Below are 19,184 nucleotides of genomic sequence, written 5' to 3' on the forward strand. Positions count from 1 at the left end.
GCAAGAGAGAATTACACTTCGGTTAAGGTTATGTTTTGCGGCAGACGAGATTTCGGCAGCGTAGCGTTAAAATCTTCAACGCTGTGATGACCTACCGGAACAACCACCAGACTGGTGTAGCCTTTCTCTTTCAGACCAAATTCTGCATCGAGGATGGCGGCGTCAAAACCTTCGATGGGTACCGCGTCCAGACCCAGCGCCGCCACGCCGAGCAGGAAGTTACCGACGTTGAGATAAACCTGTTTTGCCATCCACTCTGCATCATCATGCAGATCTTTACGGTGCATATCAGCGAAGAACTTGCGACCTTTATCGTTCGCGGCTTTCGCTTCCGGCGTGGCAAAGCGGCCATCAGCATCTTCCTGGTCAACAACCAGCTTCAGCCAGGCATCGTCCATCGCGGTTTTTGCACAGAACACCACGACGTGCGAGGCATCAAGTATTTTACGTTCGTTGAACACATAATTACCGGCAGCGGATTTGGCAACACGCGCTTTACCTTCTTCCGTGCTGGCAACAATAAAATGCCACGGCTGGGAGTTGGTGCTGGATGGGCTGTATTGCAGGAGAGTTTTGATCTGCTCGGCCTGTTCCGGGGTAAGTTTTTTACTGGCATCAAATGCCTTAGTGGAATGACGCTTTAAGGCGACAGAAATGATATCCATAAAGACTCCATGTGAAAGTAATTTTGCGTGCCAGCAGATTACAAGGTTCAACGAGAAATGGTAAGCGAGAAAAATGCGCTATAGATTTCCGCTTTAGCCTGGACGCACTCTTTTTTGATCGCGTTTAGCCAGACCATCAACCACCAGATTCCACGAATCGTTGATCAGATCGCGAAGTAACGCTTCGGAGATTGCCTCGCCGGGATACACCGAAATCCAGTGCTTTTTATTCATGTGATACCCTGGCTTAATGCTCGGGTATATCTGCTGATTTAACAGGGATTTTTGTGGATCGGACTTCAGATTGATAAAGGGGACGCCGCGCAGCTCCGACGACAGCATAAAAATTTTGCCGCCAATTTTAAAAACATCGAACTCCGGGCCAAAAGGCCAGCAAAGCTCGACAAAGGGTAACTCAAGGGCCAGGCGTTTCGCCGTTTCGTGCAGTGATTGCTTATCCATAAACGTTCCTTTAGGCGAAGGAGAATAAGCAAAGTATGCCGCGAAGTACGGCGATAATCGACGTTTAATCCGCCAGCGAGAACCAGCGTCGCCAGATAAAGCGCAGAACAAAATACTCAATAGCGCCCAGCACTAAAAACCACAGACAAAACAATAAAGTGTAAAGCTGGCTAAGATCCATCAGATGGAACATGGTCACCAGTTTTTGTGCCAGCGTCAGCCCCAGTGCGGGGGCGGGCAGCAGCAGGCAAGAGAGGAAAGCCATCAGCAAAATGCCTGCTGCGGTAGTCAAGGTTTCTAAAGGGTGTTTCATAACATTGTTAAATGTAAGTTAAAACACCATTGTCAGGGATATTCTTCTGTAAGGCAATTCCCTACTTAGTCACCGGCCCAGATCTCACAATGCTTTTTCACCAGCCCAATCAGCGAGCCACCATCGGCGACGAAATCGCGCATCAGCTGCGCTTCATTCAGACCGCTGACGACCTGGCGATGCAGGGCCTCAATCGCGCTCGATGCACCCATTTTATGTGCGGAAGGGGCGATTTTTTCCAGCAATCGCAAGGTATCTTCCGTTAGCGGTCGACGATCGCCAGTGTGCGGATCGGTAATGACGCCTTCCAGCCCATAGCGGCAGGCCTGGAAACGGTTGAATTTATACAGCAGGTAATCTTTCTCCTGATGTTTAAACGGGCGTTCCGTCAGTAACCAGTGGGCGGTGGCCTGAATTAATCCCGCCATATTTACCGCGTGGCTAAGGGTTAACGGGGTATCCATCACCCGAACCTCCACCGTGCCAAAATGAGGACTGGGGCGAATATCCCAGTGCAGATCTTTAATGCTGTCGATCATCGTGGTGTAACTCAGGCAGCGAAACAGGGCTTCAAATTGTTGCCAGTTACTGACCCACGGCATCGGGCCATTATCGGGAAAGGCGGAAAAAATATTCGGTCGTGAGGAGGCAAAACGCGTATCCGTTCCCTGCATATACGGCGACGCGGCGGAAAGGGCGATGAAGTGCGGCACAAACCGTGACAGGCCGTGCAGCAAATAAATGGCGTCATCGCCACTGGCGCAGCCAACATGGACATGCTGACCAAAAACGGTCGCCTGCTGGATGAGATAGCCAAAGTTTTCCAGCGTTCGTTGATAGCGTTCGTTGTCGCATACCTCCTGACGCTGCCATTTCTGAAACGGGTGCGTGCCACCGCCGCAAATTTCCAGATGATGGTCTGCGGCTGCCTGCAATACGACTTTCTGCATCGCTGAAAACTGCCCGGCAGCCTGGTTGATATCACGGCAAACATCCGTCGCCAGCTCCAGCATACTTTCGGTGATATCGTGCTTTACCTCTCCGGCCGTGATCTCATTTTTAACCGCGTCAATCAGCATTGAAGAGTCCTGGCTTAAGTCATAGCCCGGCGGATTAACCACCTGCATTTCCAGTTCAATACCGAGGGTAAAAGGTTCAGAAACATGAAAATCGGGTAATGGCATAGGTTTCTCTTATGTTGGCGTTTTCTATTCAGTATAGAAGTCGGAGCGGCTGGGCGAGATGCGGAAGTTCTGGAATGTTTCTTTTTTTGGTGATGGTGACTGAAGCAATTTGGCTACTTTTGCAATGTGACAAGTTATGGCACGGCTGGCTGGTGGCGAAGAATTTTGACGATTGAGGCATGCAGAAAAAACGGGCTCAGCTTCAGTTGATTAAATGAGGAGTGAGAAGTCCGAAACAGGATTTACTGTATAAATAAACAGCTATTTTGTTGAGGAAGGGTAAGATAACGGCGGGTGCCTGAAGCTTTCCGGTTTCAGGTTTACTCTGAGGTCTGGAAAGATGAAGCCCCAGGAGATATTTCTATCAACCCTGGGGCTGCCACTCCAAACCAGACAATTTGGATGGTAGTTCCTTCTTCGCATGGAGGCAATATAAACATGCTGACGAAATATGCCCTTGTGGCAGTCATAGTGCTGTGTTTGACGGTACTGGGATTTACGCTTCTGGTCGGAGACTCGCTGTGTGAGTTTACGGTGAAGGAACGTAATATTGAGTTCAGGGCTGTTCTCGCTTACGAACCGAAGAAGTAGCCGTTGTGCGGGGAGTAATCCCCGCATATCCGGTTGTCAGGTCAGGATGGTAAGGCACCTGCTTTACACTTTCGCCCGCGGTCAGTGATGGCTGCGGGCGGTTTCGTTTTAAGAGCAATGATGAGTTTTGCCGACAGAAGTCCGAAACAGGATTCACTGTATAAATAAACAGCTATTTTGCTAAGGAAGGGTAAGATAACGGCGGGTGCCTGAAGCTTTCCGGTTTCAGGTTAACTCTGAGGTTTGGAAAGATGAAGCCCCAGGAGATATTTCTATCAATCCTGGGGCTGCCACTCCGAACCTGAACAACTCGGATGGTAGTCCCTTCTTCGCATGGAGGCAATATAAACATGCTGACGAAATATGCCCTTGTGGCAGTCATAGTGCTGTGTTTGACGGTGCTGGGATTTACGCTTCTGGTCGGAGACTCGCTGTGTGAGTTCACCGTAAAGGAACGTAATATTGAGTTTAAGGCTGTTCTCGCTTACGAACCGAAGAAGTAGCCGTTGTGCGGGGAGCAATCCCCGCATATCCGGTTGTCAGGTCAGAGTGGTAAGGCACCTGCTTTACACTTTCGCCCGCAGTCAGTGATGGCTGCGGGCGAATCGTACCAGATGTTGTCAATTAATCGTGTTGGCACAGAGTTATGACTATTTTTTCTTTTATCTGCCAGTGCACAGCAAACATCTCATTCTCACGATGAATGATGACCTGCTGTTTATTCCAGCTAATTATCTGATAGTCCAGAAAACCTGCATCAGTTTGGATCTCACTTGCCTTAAATGCGCTCTCTTTGGCGGAAAATGCCAGTGTCAGCGCCAGAGAAAAGGCTAAACCGCAGTCTGCGAGTCGCTCGTGTTCTGCTGGTGTAATAATGTTGTCTGTCAATTCGGTCGCTGTTTGCGCAGAAAAAATTTCTTCGATATCAACGCCAATCGGTTGACGGGAAACCACGGCCAATGCCGTAGCCCCGCAGTGGCTAATACTGCCGTATACCTCCGCAGGCCACACCGGTTGGCGTAGCTCGCCGATTGCGGGCACACATTTATAGCCATATTCCCGCAAGGCATAAACAGCAGCGATCCGTCCGGCTAAATGCTCTGTTTTACGTTTACGTCCAGCGTGTTGCAGTTGTGCGTAGTGCGGCAGCCAGAGTAAATCCTGCTCACAAAAATTCGCCGGATCGAACTCAACAAAATGCAGCGTATGTCCGGCAAAGGGGAGGGAGGTATGCGTAGTTTTCATATCGACCATATTCGAGACTGATGACAAACGCAAAACTGCCTGGTGCGCTACGCTTATCAGGCCTACATGGTCCTGCAATATATTGAATTGGCAAGATTTTTGTAGGCCGGATAAGGCGTTCACGCCGCATCCGGCATGAACGACGCGCACTTTGTCAACAATCTGACGTTAGCATCAGAAGTGAGTGTTTACGCTCATATACCACGTACGTCCCGGCTCGTTATAGGTATACGCCCCGGCACCGGCGATATAGTTGGCCCCTGCCAAATCGCCCGTGGTCTGGGCATTACCCGCACGCCACAAACGTTTGTCGAACAGATTGTCCACGCCGCCGGTCAGACTGACATTCTTCGTCACATCCCACGTCGCGCTCAGCCCAACAATGCTGTAAGGACTAATTTCTTTGGTTTCCGGTCCAACCGCTGGCTGACCTTTATAGTTGTACTTCTTCGGCTGCTGCTTACCGTACCAGGTGAAGGTCGTTTGCATCGACAAATCTTCTCGTGCCTGCCAGCTCAGCGTTGAGTTCAACGTATACTCCGGGATGATCGACAAACGGTCGCCCGTGGTTTTGTTTTCACTCTTCAGCATATAAGTGATGTTATTAGTCCACATCACCGTTTCGCTAACCGGTACGTTTAACGATCCTTCCAGACCTTCAACCACCGCTTTCGGCACGTTATCCCACTGATAGAGATCGGTGCCGACTGCGTTTTGCCCTACAGCAACATAGCCTGCTTCAATCTTATTGCGATAATCGTTGCGGAACCAGGTCACACCCGCCAGCCAACCGTCGCGTTTGAACTCCAGACCAATCTCCTTGTTGATGCTGGTTTCTGCTTTCAGGTCATCGTTACCTTGCAGATAGCAGCCGCCCGCGCTGGCATAGCAGCCCTGGCCTTTACTATAGAGGATATAGTTAGGGTTAGTCTGGTACAGGCTCGGCGCTTTATAAGCACGGGCAATGCCCATTTTCAGCGTGAAGTCATCGCCTAAACCTTGCGATATGTTCAGCGCCGGGCTCCAGTTATTGCCGACAATACTGTGATGATCGAAACGCAGCCCCGGCGTTACGATGGTGCTGTCAGTCAGCTCCATGTTGTTTTCGGCAAACAGCGAGAAAATTTCTGCTTTTGAATACGGGCTACGGTCGGTGGCACTCACGCCATCAATAGCGCCACCGGTATTCGTTCCGGTCAGTGCCTGGGTGTTGGAACTTAAGTCCTTCATCCGTTGCTGATTCCACTCCGTACCCAGCGTCAGCGTTTGGTTAACGAGGAAATCAATCGGCAGGTTAACTTCGCTGTGCAGCATCACGTCATCAAGATCGATATCGACGAAATCCTGTGTCGCTTTTTCGTTAAATTTCCCTTCGGTACCGCCCGCCAGACCTTCCGGAATACGCGAGTTACGGGTGTGTTCGTACTGCACCCAGTTGCTGGTGGTCACGCCGTTATCCCAGCCGCCGTTCCAGGTCAGCGAGTAGTTCTGGCGATACAGACGGTTGGTTTCATCGCCATATTTCGAGCGGGTATAGGAATCGGAGTTGGTGTTCTGGGTGTCGCCCGCATACAGGTTACCCTGGCGGCTGTAACCCGCTTCCAGTTCCAGCGATTGCAATGGTGCGAAGTCCCAGCGCACCACGCCGTTAATATCTTTATTGATCACCCCTTCGCGCCCGGCTGGTAACGTCGTGGCATACGTTCCGGCACGCGCGGACTGATGGCCCTGGTTGATATCCCACGCGTCAGCCTGAGTTTTGTCGAGGTTGCCATACAAGCGGAAGCTGAATTCGTCGCCCAGCGGACCGGTCAGGCTAAAGTTAGTGCGTTTGGTGGCACCTTCCTCTTTATGTTCTGGCGCATTGAAATATGCGTCCCAGGAGCCGTGCCACTCGCCGCTGCCTTTTTTGGTAATGATGTTAACCACGCCGCCCGCCGCGCCGTTGCCATAACGCGCAGCTGCCGGACCACGCAGAACTTCAATACGTTCAATCATTTCAGGTGGCACCCAGGAGGTATCACCACGGGTATCGCGCTCGCCACGCCAGCCCTGACGCACCGAGTTACGGCTGCTTACCGGCTTGCCGTCAATCAAAATCAGCGTGTTTTCCGGACCCATACCGCGAATATCAATCTGTCGGTTATTCCCACGCTGACCACTGGTGGAGTTACCGGTCAGGTTAACGCCTGGCATGGTACGGATGATCTCCGACACATCGCGGGCAACGGGGTTTTTGCGGATTTCATCTGCGGTGATGGTCGAAACGCCAGGCGCCTGTAAGTTCTGCTCGGCGGCGGTAACGACAATAGTATCGTCATGTGAAACAGGAGTATCGGTCGGCTCTTGTGCCTGCGCTACCCCATAAATCCCCAGATTGACCAACAAGGCCAAGGAATGAATCTTCTTGTTCATTGTTTTATTCCTGCATTTTTGCCACGAATTGCAACTGTCGGGCATGGTCGTCATCAACACGACGCATCCCGCTACCGCGAAAACCTTTGATCCTGAAAGACACGCAGTGCAGTTGGTTAATTAATGTCCGCGCTTCCCACGGCGCGCCATTACGCTATTGCAAATGCAAATAGTTATCAATAATATTATCAATATATTTCTGCAATCAATGAAAAATTGCACAGTAAACATGGGGTTATGGTGTGACGGCGTTAAAAGTAGGAAGTGAGAGCTGGTGGCAGTCGAAACATGGCCCGGAATGGCAGCGTCTGAATGACGAAATGTTTGAGGTCACTTTCTGGTGGCGTGATCCCCAAGGTTCTGAAGAATACTCGACGATAAAGCGCGTATGGGTCTACATCACTGGTGTGACCGATCATCATCAGAACAGCCAGCCCCAGTCGATGCAGCGAATTGCAGGTACTGATGTCTGGCAGTGGACGACACAACTCAATGCCAACTGGCGCGGCAGCTACTGCTTTATTCCCACCGAACGCGATGACATTTTTTCTGCACCATCCCCCGATCGCCTCGAATTACGTGAAGGCTGGCGAAAACTATTACCCCAGGCAATAGCCGATCCGCTGAATCCACAAAGCTGGAAAGGCGGGCGAGGGCACGCTGTTTCTGCACTCGAAATGCCGCAAGCGCCTCTGCAACCGGGATGGGATTGTCCGCAAGCGCCAGAAATACCAGCCAAAGAAATTATCTGGAAAAGTGAACGGTTGAAAAATTCACGTCGTGTATGGATTTTTACCACCGGCGATGTAACAGCAGAAGAACGCCCGCTGGCAGTTTTGCTCGATGGCGAATTTTGGGCGCAAAGTATGCCCGTCTGGCCTGTGCTGACTTCGCTGACCCATCGTCAGCAACTTCCTCCCGCCGTGTATGTGTTGATCGACGCTATCGACACCACGCACCGCGCCCACGAACTGCCGTGTAATGCGGATTTCTGGCTGGCAGTACAGCAAGAGTTATTACCCCTGGTGAAAGCTATTGCCCCTTTTAGCGATCGCGCCGATCGCACCGTGGTCGCCGGGCAGAGTTTTGGTGGGCTTTCCGCGCTGTATGCCGGACTGCACTGGCCTGAACGCTTTGGCTGTGTATTAAGCCAGTCAGGATCGTACTGGTGGCCGCATCGGGGCGGGCAGCAAGAGGGCGTGTTACTTGAAAAGCTAAAAGCTGGTGAAGTTAGCGCCGAAGGTCTGCGCATTGTGCTGGAAGCGGGTATTCGCGAGCCGATGATCATGCGGGCCAATCAGGCGCTGTATGCGCAATTGCACCCTATAAAAGAATCCATTTTCTGGCGTCAGGTTGACGGCGGACATGATGCGCTTTGTTGGCGCGGTGGCTTGATGCAGGGGCTAATCGACCTCTGGCAACCACTTTTCCATGACAGGAGTTGAATATGGCATTCAGTAATCCCTTCGATGATCCGCAGGGAGCGTTTTACATATTGCGCAATGCGCAGGGGCAATTCAGTCTGTGGCCGCAACAATGCGCCTTACCGGCAGGCTGGGACATTGTGTGTCAGCCGCAGTCACAAGAGTCCTGCCAGCAGTGGCTTGAAGCCCACTGGCGTACTCTGACACCGGCGAATTTCACCCAGTTGCAGGAGGCACAATGAGCCAGCATTTACCTTTGGTCGCCGCACAGCCCGGCATCTGGATGGCAGAAAAACTGTCGGATTTACCCTCCGCCTGGAGCGTGGCGCATTACGTTGAGTTAACCGGAGAGGTTGATGTGCCATTACTGGCCCGCGCGGTGGTTGCCGGATTAGCGCAAGCAGATACGTTGCGGATGCGTTTTACGGAAGATAACGGCGAAGTCTGGCAATGGGTCGATGATGCGCTGATATTCGAACTGCCAGAAATTATCGACCTGCGAACCAATATTGATCCGCACGGTACTGCGCAGGCATTAATGCAGGCGGATTTGCAACAAGATCTGCGCGTCGATAGCGGTAAACCACTGGTCTTCCATCAGCTGATACAGGTGGCGGATAACCGCTGGTACTGGTATCAGCGTTATCACCATTTGCTGGTCGATGGCTTCAGTTTCCCGGCCATTACCCGCCAGATCGCCAATATTTACTGTACATGGCTGCGTGGCGAACCAACGCCTGCTTCGCCGTTTACGCCTTTCGCTGATGTAGTGGAAGAGTACCGGCAATACCGCGAAAGCGAAGCCTGGCAGCGTGATGCGGCATTCTGGGTAGAACAGCGTCGCCAACTGCCACCGCCCGCGTCACTTTCTCCGGCACCTTTACCGGGGCGTAGCGCCTCGGCAGATATTCTGCGCCTGAAACTGGAATTTACCGACGGGGAATTCCGCCAGCTGGCTATGCAATTTTCAGGTGTGCAGCGTACCGATTTAGCTCTTGCGCTGGCGGCTTTGTGGCTGGGGCGATTGTGCAATCGCATGGACTACGCTGCCGGATTTATCTTTATGCGTCGACTGGGGTCGGCGGCGCTGACGGCTACCGGACCTGTGCTCAACGTTTTGCCGTTGGGTATTCACATTGCGGCACAAGAAACGCTGCCGGAACTGGCAACCCGACTGGCGGCTCAACTGAAAAAAATGCGTCGCCATCAACGTTACGATGCCGAACAAATTGTCCGTGACAGTGGGCGAGCGGCAGGTGATGAACCGCTGTTTGGTCCGGTACTCAATATCAAGGTATTTGATTACCAACTGGATATTCCTGATGTTCAGGCGCAAACCCATACCCTGGCAACCGGGCCGGTTAATGACCTTGAACTGGCCCTGTTCCCGGATGAACACGGTGATTTGAGTATTGAGATCCTCGCCAATAAACAGCGTTACGATGAGCCAACGTTAATCCAGCATGCTGAACGCCTGAAAATGCTGATCGCCCAATTCGCCGCGGATCCGGCGCTGTTGTGCGGCGATGTCGATATTATGCTGCCAGGTGAGTATGCGCAGCTGGCGCAGATCAACGCCACTCAGGTTGAGATTCCAGAAACCACGCTTAGCGCGCTGGTGGCAGAACAAGCGGCAAAAACACCGGATGCTCCGGCGCTGGCAGATGCGCGTTACCAGTTCAGCTATCGGGAAATGCGTGAGCAGGTGGTGGCGCTGGCGAATCTGCTGCGTGAGCGCGGCGTTAAACCAGGGGACAGCGTGGCGGTGGCACTACCGCGCTCGGTCTTTTTGACCCTGGCACTCCATGCGATAGTTGAAGCTGGCGCGGCCTGGCTACCGCTGGATACCGGCTATCCGGACGATCGCCTGAAAATGATGCTGGAAGATGCGCGTCCGTCGCTGTTAATCACCACCGACGATCAACTGCCGCGCTTTGTTGATGTTCCAGATTTAACCAGCCTTTGCTATAACGCCCCGCTTACACCGCAGGGCAGTGCGCCGCTGCAACTTTCACAACCGCATCACACGGCTTATATCATCTTTACCTCTGGCTCCACCGGCAGGCCGAAAGGGGTAATGGTCGGGCAGACGGCTATCGTTAACCGCCTGTTGTGGATGCAAAATCATTATCCACTTACAGGTGAAGATGTCGTTGCCCAAAAAACGCCGTGCAGTTTTGATGTCTCGGTGTGGGAGTTTTTCTGGCCGTTTATTGCCGGGGCTAAACTGGTGATGGCTGAACCGGAAACGCACCGCGACCCGCTCGCTATGCAGCAATTCTTTGCCGAATATGGCGTAACGACCACGCACTTTGTGCCGTCGATGCTGGCGGCATTTGTTGCCTCGCTGACGCCGCAAACCGCTCGCCAGAGTTGCGCGACGTTGAAACAGGTTTTCTGTAGTGGTGAGGCCTTACCGGCTGATTTATGCCGCGGATGGCAACAGTTAACCAGCGTGCCGTTGCATAATCTATATGGCCCGACGGAAGCGGCGGTAGATGTCAGCTGGTATCCGGCTTTTGGCGAGGAATTGGCACAGGTGCGCGGCAGCAGTGTGCCGATTGGTTATCCGGTATGGAATACGGGTCTGCGTATTCTTGATGCGATGATGCATCCGGTGCCGCCGGGTGTGGCGGGTGATCTCTATCTCACCGGCATTCAACTGGCGCAGGGGTATCTTGGAAGACCCGATCTGACCGCCAGCCGTTTTATTGCCGATCCTTTTGCCCCAGGTGAACGGATGTATCGTACCGGAGACGTTGCCCGCTGGCTGGATAACGGCGCAGTGGAGTACCTCGGGCGCAGTGACGATCAGCTAAAAATTCGCGGGCAGCGTATCGAACTGGGCGAAATCGATCGCGTGATGCAGGCGCTGCCGGATGTCGAACAAGCCGTTACCCACGCCTGTGTGATTAACCAGGCGGCAGCCACCGGTGGTGATGCGCGTCAGTTGGTGGGCTATCTGGTGTCGCAATCAGGTCTGCCGTTGGATACCAGCGCATTACAGGCACAGCTTCGCGAAACATTGCCGCCGCATATGGTGCCGGTCGTTCTGCTGCAACTTCCACAGTTACCTCTTAGCGCCAACGGCAAGCTGGATCGCAAAGCCTTACCGTTGCCTGAACTTAAGGCACAAACGCCGGGGCGTGCGCCGAAAGCGGGCAGTGAAACGATTATCGCTGCGGCATTCGCGTCGTTGCTGGGTTGTGACGTGCAGGATGCCGATGCTGATTTCTTCGCGCTTGGCGGTCATTCGCTACTGGCAATGAAACTGGCAGCGCAGTTAAGTCGGCAGTTTGCCCGTCAGGTGACGCCGGGGCAGGTGATGGTCGCGTCAACCGTCGCCAAACTGGCAACGATTATTGATGGTGAAGAGGACAGCTCCCGGCGCATGGGATTCGAAACCATTCTGCCGTTGCGTGAAGGTAATGGCCCGACGCTGTTTTGTTTCCATCCGGCATCCGGTTTTGCCTGGCAGTTTAGCGTGCTCTCGCGTTATCTCGATCCACTATGGTCGATTATCGGCATTCAGTCGCCGCGCCCTCATGGCCCCATGCAGACAGCGACGAACCTGGATGAAGTCTGCGAAGCGCATCTGGCAACGTTACTTGAACAACAACCGCACGGCCCTTATTACCTGCTGGGTTATTCACTTGGCGGTACGCTGGCGCAGGGTATTGCGGCGCGGCTGCGTGCCCGTGGCGAACAGGTGGCATTTCTTGGCTTGCTGGATACCTGGCCGCCAGAAACGCAAAACTGGCAGGAAAAAGAAGCTAATGGTCTGGACCCGGAAGTGCTGGCGGAGATTAACCGCGAGCGCGAGGCCTTCCTGGCGGCACAGCAGGGAAGTACTTCAACGGAGTTGTTTACCACCATTGAAGGCAACTACGCTGATGCTGTGCGCCTGCTGACGACTGCTCATAGCGTACCGTTTGACGGTAAAGCGACGCTGTTTGTTGCTGAACGCACACTTCAGGAAGGTATGAGTCCCGAACGCGCCTGGTCGCCGTGGATAGCGGAGCTGGATATCTATCGTCAGGATTGTGCGCATGTGGATATTATCTCTCCAGGGGCATTTGAAAAAATTGGGCCGATTATTCGCGCAACGCTAAACAGATAAATTAACATTATCTATAAACCCATAATTGCAGGAAATAATTATGGGTTTATCATTTATTTAATTTATAAGTTTGCTGGTTATTTTTCTTAAATAGAGTGAATGTTGCATTCAGTGGAATGAATTTACAAACTTCAGCTTCGGATAATTCTCACCAACTGGTAAAGTGAGCGCCGTGGAGATTTCCCCCTATTGGACTCATTTTCAGGTTATACCCCATGTCATCACTGAATATTAAACAGGGAAGTGACGCTCATTTTCCCGATTATCCTCTGGCGTCGCCCAGTAATAATGAAATTGATTTACTTAATCTAATCTCAGTTTTATGGCGGGCCAAAAAAACGGTCATGGCGGTCGTTTTTGCGTTTGCCTGCGCAGGCTTGCTGATCTCTTTCATCCTGCCGCAAAAATGGACCAGCGCGGCGGTTGTCACGCCTCCAGAACCTGTTCAGTGGCAAGAGTTGGAGAAAACATTCACTAAGCTTCGTGTGCTGGATCTGGATATCAAAATTGATCGTACAGAAGCATTTAACCTGTTTATCAAGAAGTTTCAGTCGGTTAGCTTGCTGGAAGAGTACCTGCGTTCATCACCTTATGTGATGGACCAATTAAAAGAGGCGAAAATCGACGAACTGGATTTGCATCGCGCAATTGTCGCATTGAGCGAAAAAATGAAAGCGGTTGATGACAATGCCAGTAAGAAAAAAGATGAACCGTCACTGTATACCTCCTGGACGCTAAGTTTTACCGCGCCAACCAGTGAAGAGGCGCAGACCGTTTTGAGCGGGTATATCGATTATATCTCTGCGTTGGTGGTGAAAGAGTCGATAGAAAACGTCCGTAATAAACTGGAGATCAAAACCCAGTTTGAAAAAGAAAAACTGGCTCAGGACCGCATTAAAATGAAAAATCAACTTGATGCAAACATTCAGCGCCTCAATTATTCACTCGACATTGCCAACGCGGCAGGAATTAAAAAGCCCGTTTACAGTAATGGTCAGGCCGTTAAAGATGACCCCGATTTCTCTATTTCTCTCGGCGCAGACGGTATTGAACGCAAACTGGAAATTGAAAAAGCGGTCACTGACGTTGCGGAACTGAACGGTGAATTACGTAATCGTCAGTATCTTGTCGAGCAGTTAACAAAAGCAAATATCAACGATGTGAATTTTACGCCGTTTAAATATCAGTTAAGCCCGTCATTGCCAGTGAAAAAAGACGGTCCGGGTAAGGCGATTATTGTGATCCTTTCCGCGCTGATCGGCGGGATGGTGGCTTGTGGTAGCGTGTTATTGCGCCATGCGATGGCATCCAGAAAAAAGGATGCCATGATGGCAGACCACTTAGTTTAACTATTTGCGATTGAAGGTGCCGTTCGTCCGAGCGGCACCACAAGTGGCGTTCCTGCAACCGGGTCGTCAATTATCATGCAGCGCAGACCATAAATGCGCTCAATCAGTTCAGCAGTGACAATCTCCTTCGGCGCTCCCTGAGCAACAATTTTCCCTTCTCGCAATGCAATCAAATGGCTGGCGTAACGACAGGCCTGATTAAGATCGTGCAGCACCGCCGCCAGGGTATAGCCTTTCTCGCGGTTCAGTTCGCTTAACAGTTCCAGTAGATCAATCTGATGACTGATATCCAGCCAGGTCGTGGGTTCGTCGAGCAGCATAATCGCCGTTTCCTGGGCCAGCACCATCGCGATCCACGCTCGCTGGCGTTGCCCACCGGAAAGGGTATCCACGCTTTGATCCGCCAGATGAGTTATTCCCGTGGCCTGCATCGCTTTCGTTACCGCTTCTTCATCTTCTTTGCGCCAGCGGGTAAACAGCGGTTGATGCGGGTAACGCCCACGCGCCACCAGCTCCTGCACGGTGATATCTCCCGGAGTGGTGGCATTCTGTGCCAACAGACCAATCCGGCGTGCAACCTCTTTACTGGCGTAATGTTGAATGTGCTCGCCATCCAGCCAGACATGCCCGTGAGCAGGCGTCATCAGGCGGCTTAAGGTACGCAGTAACGTGGATTTACCGCAGCCATTTGGCCCGATAATTGCCGTGAAGTGACCATCAGGAATTTCTACAGTCAGATTTTCCGCAACGGTAAATTTGCCATATCCGAGGGTTAACTGTTCGCCGCGCAAACGGGCTACTGATTCGGTCATTTTTTGCGAGACTCCTGAATTAACAAGACGATAAGGTAAATACCGCCGAGGCTGACGGTAACGACGCCAACCGGAAGTTGATACGGCATAAACAGTTGTTGGGCGCAGAGATCGGCCGCCAGCAGTAACAGCGCCCCGCATAGCGCCGCCTGGGTTAGCCCCCAGCGAGCGGTGCCGCTAATGCGTCGGGCAATGTGCGGCGCGACTAAAGCAATAAAGGAAATCGGCCCGGCAAGCGCTGTTGCCGCAGCGGTAAGCACCACTGCAACCAGCATCATTAACAGACGCGAACGTTCGACGCTGACGCCAAGCGCACACGCGGTATCATCGCCCATTTCCAGCAAGCGCATCCGGCGTACCAGTAAGGCGGCGGCAATTAGCATCAATATAATGATGGGTGCGGAAGGCGAGGTTTTTGCCCACGTCAGGCCGTTGAGCGATCCGGCATTCCACAAACCTGCTGTTAGCGCCGTTTCTAAAGACGCTTTCAGCAACAGCCAGGTATTAAAGGCCACCAGCATGGCGCGAACGCCGATACCGATAATAATCAACCGAAAGGTGTCGATACCGTTACGCCAGGCGAGCAGCCAGACCAACAGCGAAGTGATAATGCCGCCCACCATTGCTGCCAGCGCGATAGCCGTCAGATCCTGACCAAACAGCACCATCGCCACCAGCACGCCGCTCCACGCCCCGGTGTTAAAGCCCATTACGTCAGGGCTGCCGAGCGGGTTACGCATCAGCGACTGAAAAATCGCACCGCTGACGCCCAGTGCCGCGCCAATCAACAGCGCCATCAGCACGCGTGGTAAACGCCATTCGGTGACCACCATCGTCATACTGCGCGGCGCATCGCCCATCAGCGCGGCGAATACCTGCGAGGTTTCCAGCGTGACGGCACCGCTGCGTAATCCCCAGATACCTGCAACCACACAGGCGGAAATCAGCAGCAAACAGGTGATGAGTAATCGGCGAGAGACGTAAATCATGCACCACCTCGCGTTTTACGTCGCACGAGGAAGATCAGCACCGGTGCACCAATAAACGCACTGACCACAGAAACGCGCAGTTCACCGGGCACAATCACCCGCCCGATGATATCGGCGAACAGCAGCAGGGCAGGGGTAGCAAGTAGCGTGACGGGCAGCGACCAGCGATGATCGGCACCCACCAGCCAACGCGCCATATGCGGCATCATCAGGCCAATAAAGGCAATCGGGCCAACTACCGCTGTCGCACTACCACAAAGCACGGTAATCGCCAGCAGACCAATTAACTGTGTGCGCGCCACGCGACTGCCCAGCGCCGTCGCGGTGTCACTGCCGAGGCTCAAACTGTTCAGCGCGCGACTCAGTAATAGCGCAGTTGCTCCGGCGATCAGCACCGGGATCAGCACCACTTTTAAGGTATGTAGATTGCGAATATCCAGCGAACCGGCTTGCCAGAAACGCAGTTGATCGTAGACGTCAGGATTAAGCAGGGCGATGCCGCTGGTCAGTCCTTCCAGCACCGCCGCCAGCGCCACGCCCGCCAGGGTTAAACGCACCGGACTTAACTGCCCGCCGCCCTGACTGCCGGTAAAGGCAACAATCAATGAGGCCACCAGCGCCCCGGCGAAGGCCATCGCCAGTTGTTCCTGCGCGGATGAGTAACCAAACAGCGCCGCACCCAGCACAATGGCAAAGCTGGCTCCGGCATTCACGCCAAGCAAGCCGGGGTCGGCAAGTGGATTTCGGGTGAGGGTTTGCATCAACGCCCCGGCAAGGCCAAGCGCGCCGCCTGCAAGTAAACCGGCAAGGGTGCGCGGCAGTCGCGCGTCGAGCACGATGGTGCAGTCGGCGCTCTGGCAGGTGCCGGAGAGGGCCTCCAGCACTACGGAAGCGGGGAGTGATTTTGCCCCAATGAGCAGGCTTAATGCCGTCGCGATAATCAGTAATAACAGCAATCCGGGCACGGCAATGGCGCGTGTCACGGCAACAGAACCAGACATACGAACTTCCATGATAATGAAATTAATTATCGTTATCGATCTTATTTGGATATGTTAGCATGTGCAGCCTAAGAATAGGTATTTAAAATATTTGATGGCAAGGCATTGTAATGAATAAACAATCCTGGCTGCTTAACCTCAGCCTGTTGAAAACGCACCCGGCGTTTCGCGCAGTATTCCTCGCTCGTTTTATCTCAATTGTGTCTCTGGGTTTGCTCGGCGTCGCGGTGCCGGTGCAGATCCAGATGATGACGCATTCTACCTGGCAGGTGGGGCTTTCGGTGACGCTGACCGGCGGCGCGATGTTTGTTGGCCTGATGGTTGGCGGTGTGCTGGCGGATCGCTATGAGCGCAAAAAAGTGATTTTGCTGGCGCGCGGCACCTGTGGCATTGGCTTCATTGGACTGTGCCTTAATGCACTGCTGCCGGAGCCGTCATTGCTGGCAATCTATTTACTTGGTTTATGGGATGGTTTTTTCGCATCGCTTGGCGTTACGGCGCTATTGGCGGCGACACCAGCACTGGTAGGGCGTGAAAACTTAATGCAGGCCGGGGCGATCACCATGTTGACCGTGCGTCTGGGGTCGGTGATTTCGCCCATGATTGGCGGTTTATTGCTAGCGACCGGTGGCGTAGCCTGGAACTACGGGCTGGCGGCGGCGGGCACGTTTATTACCTTGCTACCGTTGTTAAGCCTTCCGGCGTTGCCACCGCCACCGCAGCCGCGTGAGCATCCGTTGAAATCATTACTGGCAGGATTTCGTTTTCTGCTTGCCAGCCCGCTGGTGGGCGGGATTGCGCTGCTGGGTGGTTTATTGACGATGGCGAGCGCGGTGCGGGTACTGTATCCGGCGCTGGCTGACAACTGGCAGATGTCAGCGGCACAGATTGGTTTTCTCTACGCGGCGATCCCGCTCGGCGCGGCTATTGGTGCGTTAACCAGCGGGAAGCTGGCACATAGTGCGCGACCAGGGTTATTGATGCTGCTCTCCACGCTGGGATCGTTCCTCGCCATTGGTCTGTTTGGCCTGATGCCGATGTGGATTTTAGGCGTGGTTTGTCTGGCGCTGTTCGGCTGGCTGAGCGCGGTTAGTTCGTTGCTGCAATATACAATGCTGCAAACGCAAACCCCGGAAGCGATGTTAGGGCGGATTAACGGTTTGTGGACGGCGCAGAACGTGACGGGCGATGCCATAGGCGCGGCGCTGCTGGGTGGTTTGGGCGCGATGATGACACCGGTTGCTTCCGCAAGCGCGAGCGGTTTTGGTTTGTTGATTATCGGCGTGTTGTTATTGCTGGTGCTGGTGGAGTTGCGACGTTTTCGCCAGACGCCGCCGCAGGTGACAGCGTCTGACAGTTAATGCTTAAAACAGCGCCTTAAGTCGTTCCAGCACTTGCATGGCGCTGTAGTAATCCAGGCGGAACGTCTCGGTTCCCAGCGCATAAACCTGCTTGTTTTGTACTGCGGGCAGGTGCGCGAGCAGTGGATTGGCATAAATCGCATCGGCATCTTTCTGATCACCGGCGAACAGGAATAGTGACTCGCCATTTAACCCAGCAGCCAGATTTTCCCCACCAAGCTGAATGATGTCATGGCGTTTGCCCTGGCTTTGGCTGGCGTTTAACCCTGCGGGCAACTTCGCCAGCGTAAAGCCGAGTTGTTCCAGCATCTGCCCTTGTGCTGATTCCGGCGTCCAGAGATTGGCACTGTGTGCAGCGGCGGTATAGACAATGGCAGTGACCGGCTGCGGCGGTAATTTGATTTGCTCTTTCGCCGCTGCCAGTTGCTTATCAAACTGTGCAATCCGCTCTGCCGCTTGTTTCTCATGCCCGGTAATTTCGCCAAGCTGCGTTAACAGCGACTGCCAGCTTTTGTCGTCGTAATTGATGATTAATGTCGGGGCGATGGTGGAAAGCTGATCATACAGTGCCAGCGCCGAATCCCCGCCGGTTGCGCTAATTAAAATCAGATCCGGCATTTGCGCGGCAACGGCTTCGGCGCTCGGTTCGCCGATATAGAGCCGTTGCAGTTTGCGTTCTTTCGCCACCTTGCTCCACTGGCGTAAAAAGCCCTGGTCATCCGCGACGCGGTTATTCGGCGTGGTCGCGCCGCTGGCGATCACCGGAGCATCAATCGCCAGCAGTGAGCCGGTCAGGGTGACGCTGGTGGAAACAATACGCTGCGGCTGGCTTTCCAGGGTATGAGTGCCCCGGCTGTCAGTAATCTGACGCGGCCAGTCGGCAGCCTGAACTGCGGCTATTCCTGAAAGCAAAAGTCCTGTTAATAGAAGGGCGTTGCGGTAGAGCGGGGCGAGTCTCACAAATCAGCTTCCTGTTATTAATAAGGTTAAGGGTGTAATGACAAATTCGACAAAGCGCACAATCCGTCCCCTCGCCCCTTTGGGGAGAGGGGGCAAAACGGCGCAGGACATCACATTGCGCTTATGCGAATTCATCAATAATGCTTCTCATTTTCATTGTAACCACAACCAGATGCAACCCCGAGTTGCAGATTGCGTTACCTCAAGAGTTGACATAGTGCGCGTTTGCTTTTAGGTTAGCGACCGAAAATATAAATGATAATCATTATTAAAGCCTTTATCATTTTGTGGAG

At 53.2% G+C, this 19,184-nt stretch carries 17 protein-coding genes and 1 pseudogene; 7 read left to right on the top strand and 11 right to left on the bottom strand.

What is annotated here, in order from left to right; all coding sequences use genetic code 11:
* Positions 1-11: 11 nt before the first annotated feature.
* From nfsB to ACJHW7_RS16400, 5 genes and pseudogenes are all read right to left on the bottom strand, one after another.
* Positions 12-665, bottom strand: a complete 654-nt coding sequence (gene nfsB, locus ACJHW7_RS16380) for an oxygen-insensitive NAD(P)H nitroreductase (RefSeq protein WP_000351464.1) — start codon at positions 663-665, stop codon at positions 12-14.
* Positions 666-758: 93 nt separating this feature from the next.
* Positions 759-1,127 (bottom strand): MmcQ/YjbR family DNA-binding protein, encoded by a 369-nt coding sequence (locus tag ACJHW7_RS16385; protein WP_040234602.1) that lies wholly within the window; start codon positions 1,125-1,127, stop codon positions 759-761.
* Positions 1,128-1,191: 64 nt separating this feature from the next.
* Positions 1,192-1,440 carry a DUF1158 domain-containing protein gene (locus tag ACJHW7_RS16390; protein ID WP_000682518.1) on the bottom strand — a complete coding sequence of 83 codons (249 nt, stop codon included), beginning with the start codon at positions 1,438-1,440 and terminating at the stop codon, positions 1,192-1,194.
* 65 nt (positions 1,441-1,505) lie between these two features.
* Entirely contained in the window at positions 1,506-2,624 is a 1,119-nt protein-coding gene (locus ACJHW7_RS16395; RefSeq protein ID WP_001130618.1) for a YbdK family carboxylate-amine ligase, read from the bottom strand.
* Positions 2,625-2,826: 202 nt separating this feature from the next.
* Positions 2,827-3,094 (bottom strand): annotated as a pseudogene (locus tag ACJHW7_RS16400) (hypothetical protein).
* Between ACJHW7_RS16400 and hokE (ACJHW7_RS16405) the strand changes: the two are divergent.
* Both hokE (ACJHW7_RS16405) and hokE (ACJHW7_RS16410) read left to right on the top strand, forming a co-directional pair.
* Positions 3,063-3,215 (top strand): type I toxin-antitoxin system toxin HokE, encoded by a 153-nt coding sequence (gene hokE, locus ACJHW7_RS16405; protein ID WP_000956467.1) that lies wholly within the window; start codon positions 3,063-3,065, stop codon positions 3,213-3,215. The pseudogene ACJHW7_RS16400 and the gene hokE (ACJHW7_RS16405) overlap by 32 nt on opposite strands.
* Before the next feature lie 350 nt (positions 3,216-3,565).
* Positions 3,566-3,718 carry a type I toxin-antitoxin system toxin HokE gene (gene hokE, locus ACJHW7_RS16410; RefSeq protein WP_000956465.1) on the top strand — a complete coding sequence of 51 codons (153 nt, stop codon included), beginning with the start codon at positions 3,566-3,568 and terminating at the stop codon, positions 3,716-3,718.
* Positions 3,719-3,839: 121 nt separating this feature from the next.
* Here hokE (ACJHW7_RS16410) and entD read toward each other — a convergent pair whose 3' ends face one another.
* Both entD and fepA read right to left on the bottom strand, forming a co-directional pair.
* Complete coding sequence (gene entD, locus ACJHW7_RS16415) at positions 3,840-4,460, bottom strand: enterobactin synthase subunit EntD (RefSeq protein ID WP_001506608.1); 621 nt, start codon at positions 4,458-4,460, stop codon at positions 3,840-3,842.
* 174 nt (positions 4,461-4,634) lie between these two features.
* Positions 4,635-6,875, bottom strand: coding sequence for a siderophore enterobactin receptor FepA (gene fepA, locus ACJHW7_RS16420; RefSeq protein WP_001034924.1), 2,241 nt, complete (start codon positions 6,873-6,875; stop codon positions 4,635-4,637).
* Between the two features lie 242 nt (positions 6,876-7,117).
* Here fepA and fes point away from each other — a divergent pair, with 242 nt between their 5' ends.
* The 4 genes from fes to wzz(fepE) all read left to right on the top strand — a co-directional run bounded on the left by fes (position 7,118) and on the right by wzz(fepE) (position 13,768).
* On the top strand, positions 7,118-8,320 hold the full coding sequence (gene fes, locus ACJHW7_RS16425; protein ID WP_000125829.1) for an enterochelin esterase: 1,203 nt from the start codon (positions 7,118-7,120) through the stop codon (positions 8,318-8,320).
* Positions 8,321-8,322: 2 nt separating this feature from the next.
* Positions 8,323-8,541 carry an enterobactin biosynthesis protein YbdZ gene (ybdZ, locus tag ACJHW7_RS16430; RefSeq protein WP_000885782.1) on the top strand — a complete coding sequence of 73 codons (219 nt, stop codon included), beginning with the start codon at positions 8,323-8,325 and terminating at the stop codon, positions 8,539-8,541.
* On the top strand, positions 8,538-12,419 hold the full coding sequence (gene entF / locus ACJHW7_RS16435; RefSeq protein WP_021556577.1) for an enterobactin non-ribosomal peptide synthetase EntF: 3,882 nt from the start codon (positions 8,538-8,540) through the stop codon (positions 12,417-12,419). The genes ybdZ and entF overlap by 4 nt, the downstream gene beginning before the upstream one ends.
* Before the next feature lie 215 nt (positions 12,420-12,634).
* A complete protein-coding gene (wzz(fepE), locus tag ACJHW7_RS16440) occupies positions 12,635-13,768 on the top strand; it encodes an LPS O-antigen length regulator Wzz(fepE) (RefSeq protein WP_021556578.1) in 1,134 nt (377 codons plus the stop codon).
* Here the strand turns inward: wzz(fepE) and fepC are convergent.
* From fepC to fepD, 3 genes are read right to left on the bottom strand one after another with little or no spacing between them, the layout of a single operon-like run.
* Complete coding sequence (gene fepC / locus ACJHW7_RS16445; protein ID WP_021556579.1) at positions 13,765-14,580, bottom strand: iron-enterobactin ABC transporter ATP-binding protein; 816 nt, start codon at positions 14,578-14,580, stop codon at positions 13,765-13,767. The two genes, wzz(fepE) and fepC, sit on opposite strands and share 4 nt — an antisense overlap.
* Positions 14,577-15,569 (bottom strand): iron-enterobactin ABC transporter permease, encoded by a 993-nt coding sequence (gene fepG, locus ACJHW7_RS16450; protein WP_021556580.1) that lies wholly within the window; start codon positions 15,567-15,569, stop codon positions 14,577-14,579. Before fepG ends, fepC begins: the two co-directional genes overlap by 4 nt.
* Positions 15,566-16,570, bottom strand: coding sequence for a Fe(3+)-siderophore ABC transporter permease (gene fepD, locus ACJHW7_RS16455; RefSeq protein WP_001295314.1), 1,005 nt, complete (start codon positions 16,568-16,570; stop codon positions 15,566-15,568). Before fepD ends, fepG begins: the two co-directional genes overlap by 4 nt.
* A gap of 110 nt (positions 16,571-16,680) precedes the next feature.
* Between fepD and entS the strand changes: the two genes are divergently transcribed.
* Complete coding sequence (gene entS, locus ACJHW7_RS16460; protein WP_001041789.1) at positions 16,681-17,931, top strand: enterobactin transporter EntS; 1,251 nt, start codon at positions 16,681-16,683, stop codon at positions 17,929-17,931.
* 3 nt (positions 17,932-17,934) lie between these two features.
* Here the strand turns inward: entS and fepB are convergent, their stop codons facing one another.
* Positions 17,935-18,891 carry a Fe2+-enterobactin ABC transporter substrate-binding protein gene (fepB, locus tag ACJHW7_RS16465; RefSeq protein ID WP_001234312.1) on the bottom strand — a complete coding sequence of 319 codons (957 nt, stop codon included), beginning with the start codon at positions 18,889-18,891 and terminating at the stop codon, positions 17,935-17,937.
* Positions 18,892-19,184: the final 293 nt, after the last annotated feature.

The sequence above is a fragment of the Escherichia sp. WS1152 genome, assembly GCF_046487665.1.
Lineage (GTDB): Bacteria > Pseudomonadota > Gammaproteobacteria > Enterobacterales > Enterobacteriaceae > Escherichia > Escherichia coli.

Excerpts from the sequence above, each read along its gene's own strand:
- hokE (WP_000956467.1), top strand. The coding sequence starts at position 3,063 with ATGCTGACGAAATATGCCCTTGTGGCAGTCATAGTGCTGTGTTTGACG.
- fepA (WP_001034924.1), bottom strand. The coding sequence starts at position 6,875 with ATGAACAAGAAGATTCATTCCTTGGCCTTGTTGGTCAATCTGGGGATT.
- entS (WP_001041789.1), top strand. The coding sequence starts at position 16,681 with ATGAATAAACAATCCTGGCTGCTTAACCTCAGCCTGTTGAAAACGCAC.
- nfsB (WP_000351464.1), bottom strand. The coding sequence starts at position 665 with ATGGATATCATTTCTGTCGCCTTAAAGCGTCATTCCACTAAGGCATTT.
- fepC (WP_021556579.1), bottom strand. The coding sequence starts at position 14,580 with ATGACCGAATCAGTAGCCCGTTTGCGCGGCGAACAGTTAACCCTCGGA.
- ACJHW7_RS16390 (WP_000682518.1), bottom strand. The coding sequence starts at position 1,440 with ATGAAACACCCTTTAGAAACCTTGACTACCGCAGCAGGCATTTTGCTG.
- entD (WP_001506608.1), bottom strand. The coding sequence starts at position 4,460 with ATGAAAACTACGCATACCTCCCTCCCCTTTGCCGGACATACGCTGCAT.
- hokE (WP_000956465.1), top strand. The coding sequence starts at position 3,566 with ATGCTGACGAAATATGCCCTTGTGGCAGTCATAGTGCTGTGTTTGACG.
- ybdZ (WP_000885782.1), top strand. The coding sequence starts at position 8,323 with ATGGCATTCAGTAATCCCTTCGATGATCCGCAGGGAGCGTTTTACATA.
- ACJHW7_RS16395 (WP_001130618.1), bottom strand. The coding sequence starts at position 2,624 with ATGCCATTACCCGATTTTCATGTTTCTGAACCTTTTACCCTCGGTATT.
- ACJHW7_RS16385 (WP_040234602.1), bottom strand. The coding sequence starts at position 1,127 with ATGGATAAGCAATCACTGCACGAAACGGCGAAACGCCTGGCCCTTGAG.
- fepG (WP_021556580.1), bottom strand. The coding sequence starts at position 15,569 with ATGATTTACGTCTCTCGCCGATTACTCATCACCTGTTTGCTGCTGATT.
- entF (WP_021556577.1), top strand. The coding sequence starts at position 8,538 with ATGAGCCAGCATTTACCTTTGGTCGCCGCACAGCCCGGCATCTGGATG.
- fepD (WP_001295314.1), bottom strand. The coding sequence starts at position 16,570 with ATGTCTGGTTCTGTTGCCGTGACACGCGCCATTGCCGTGCCCGGATTG.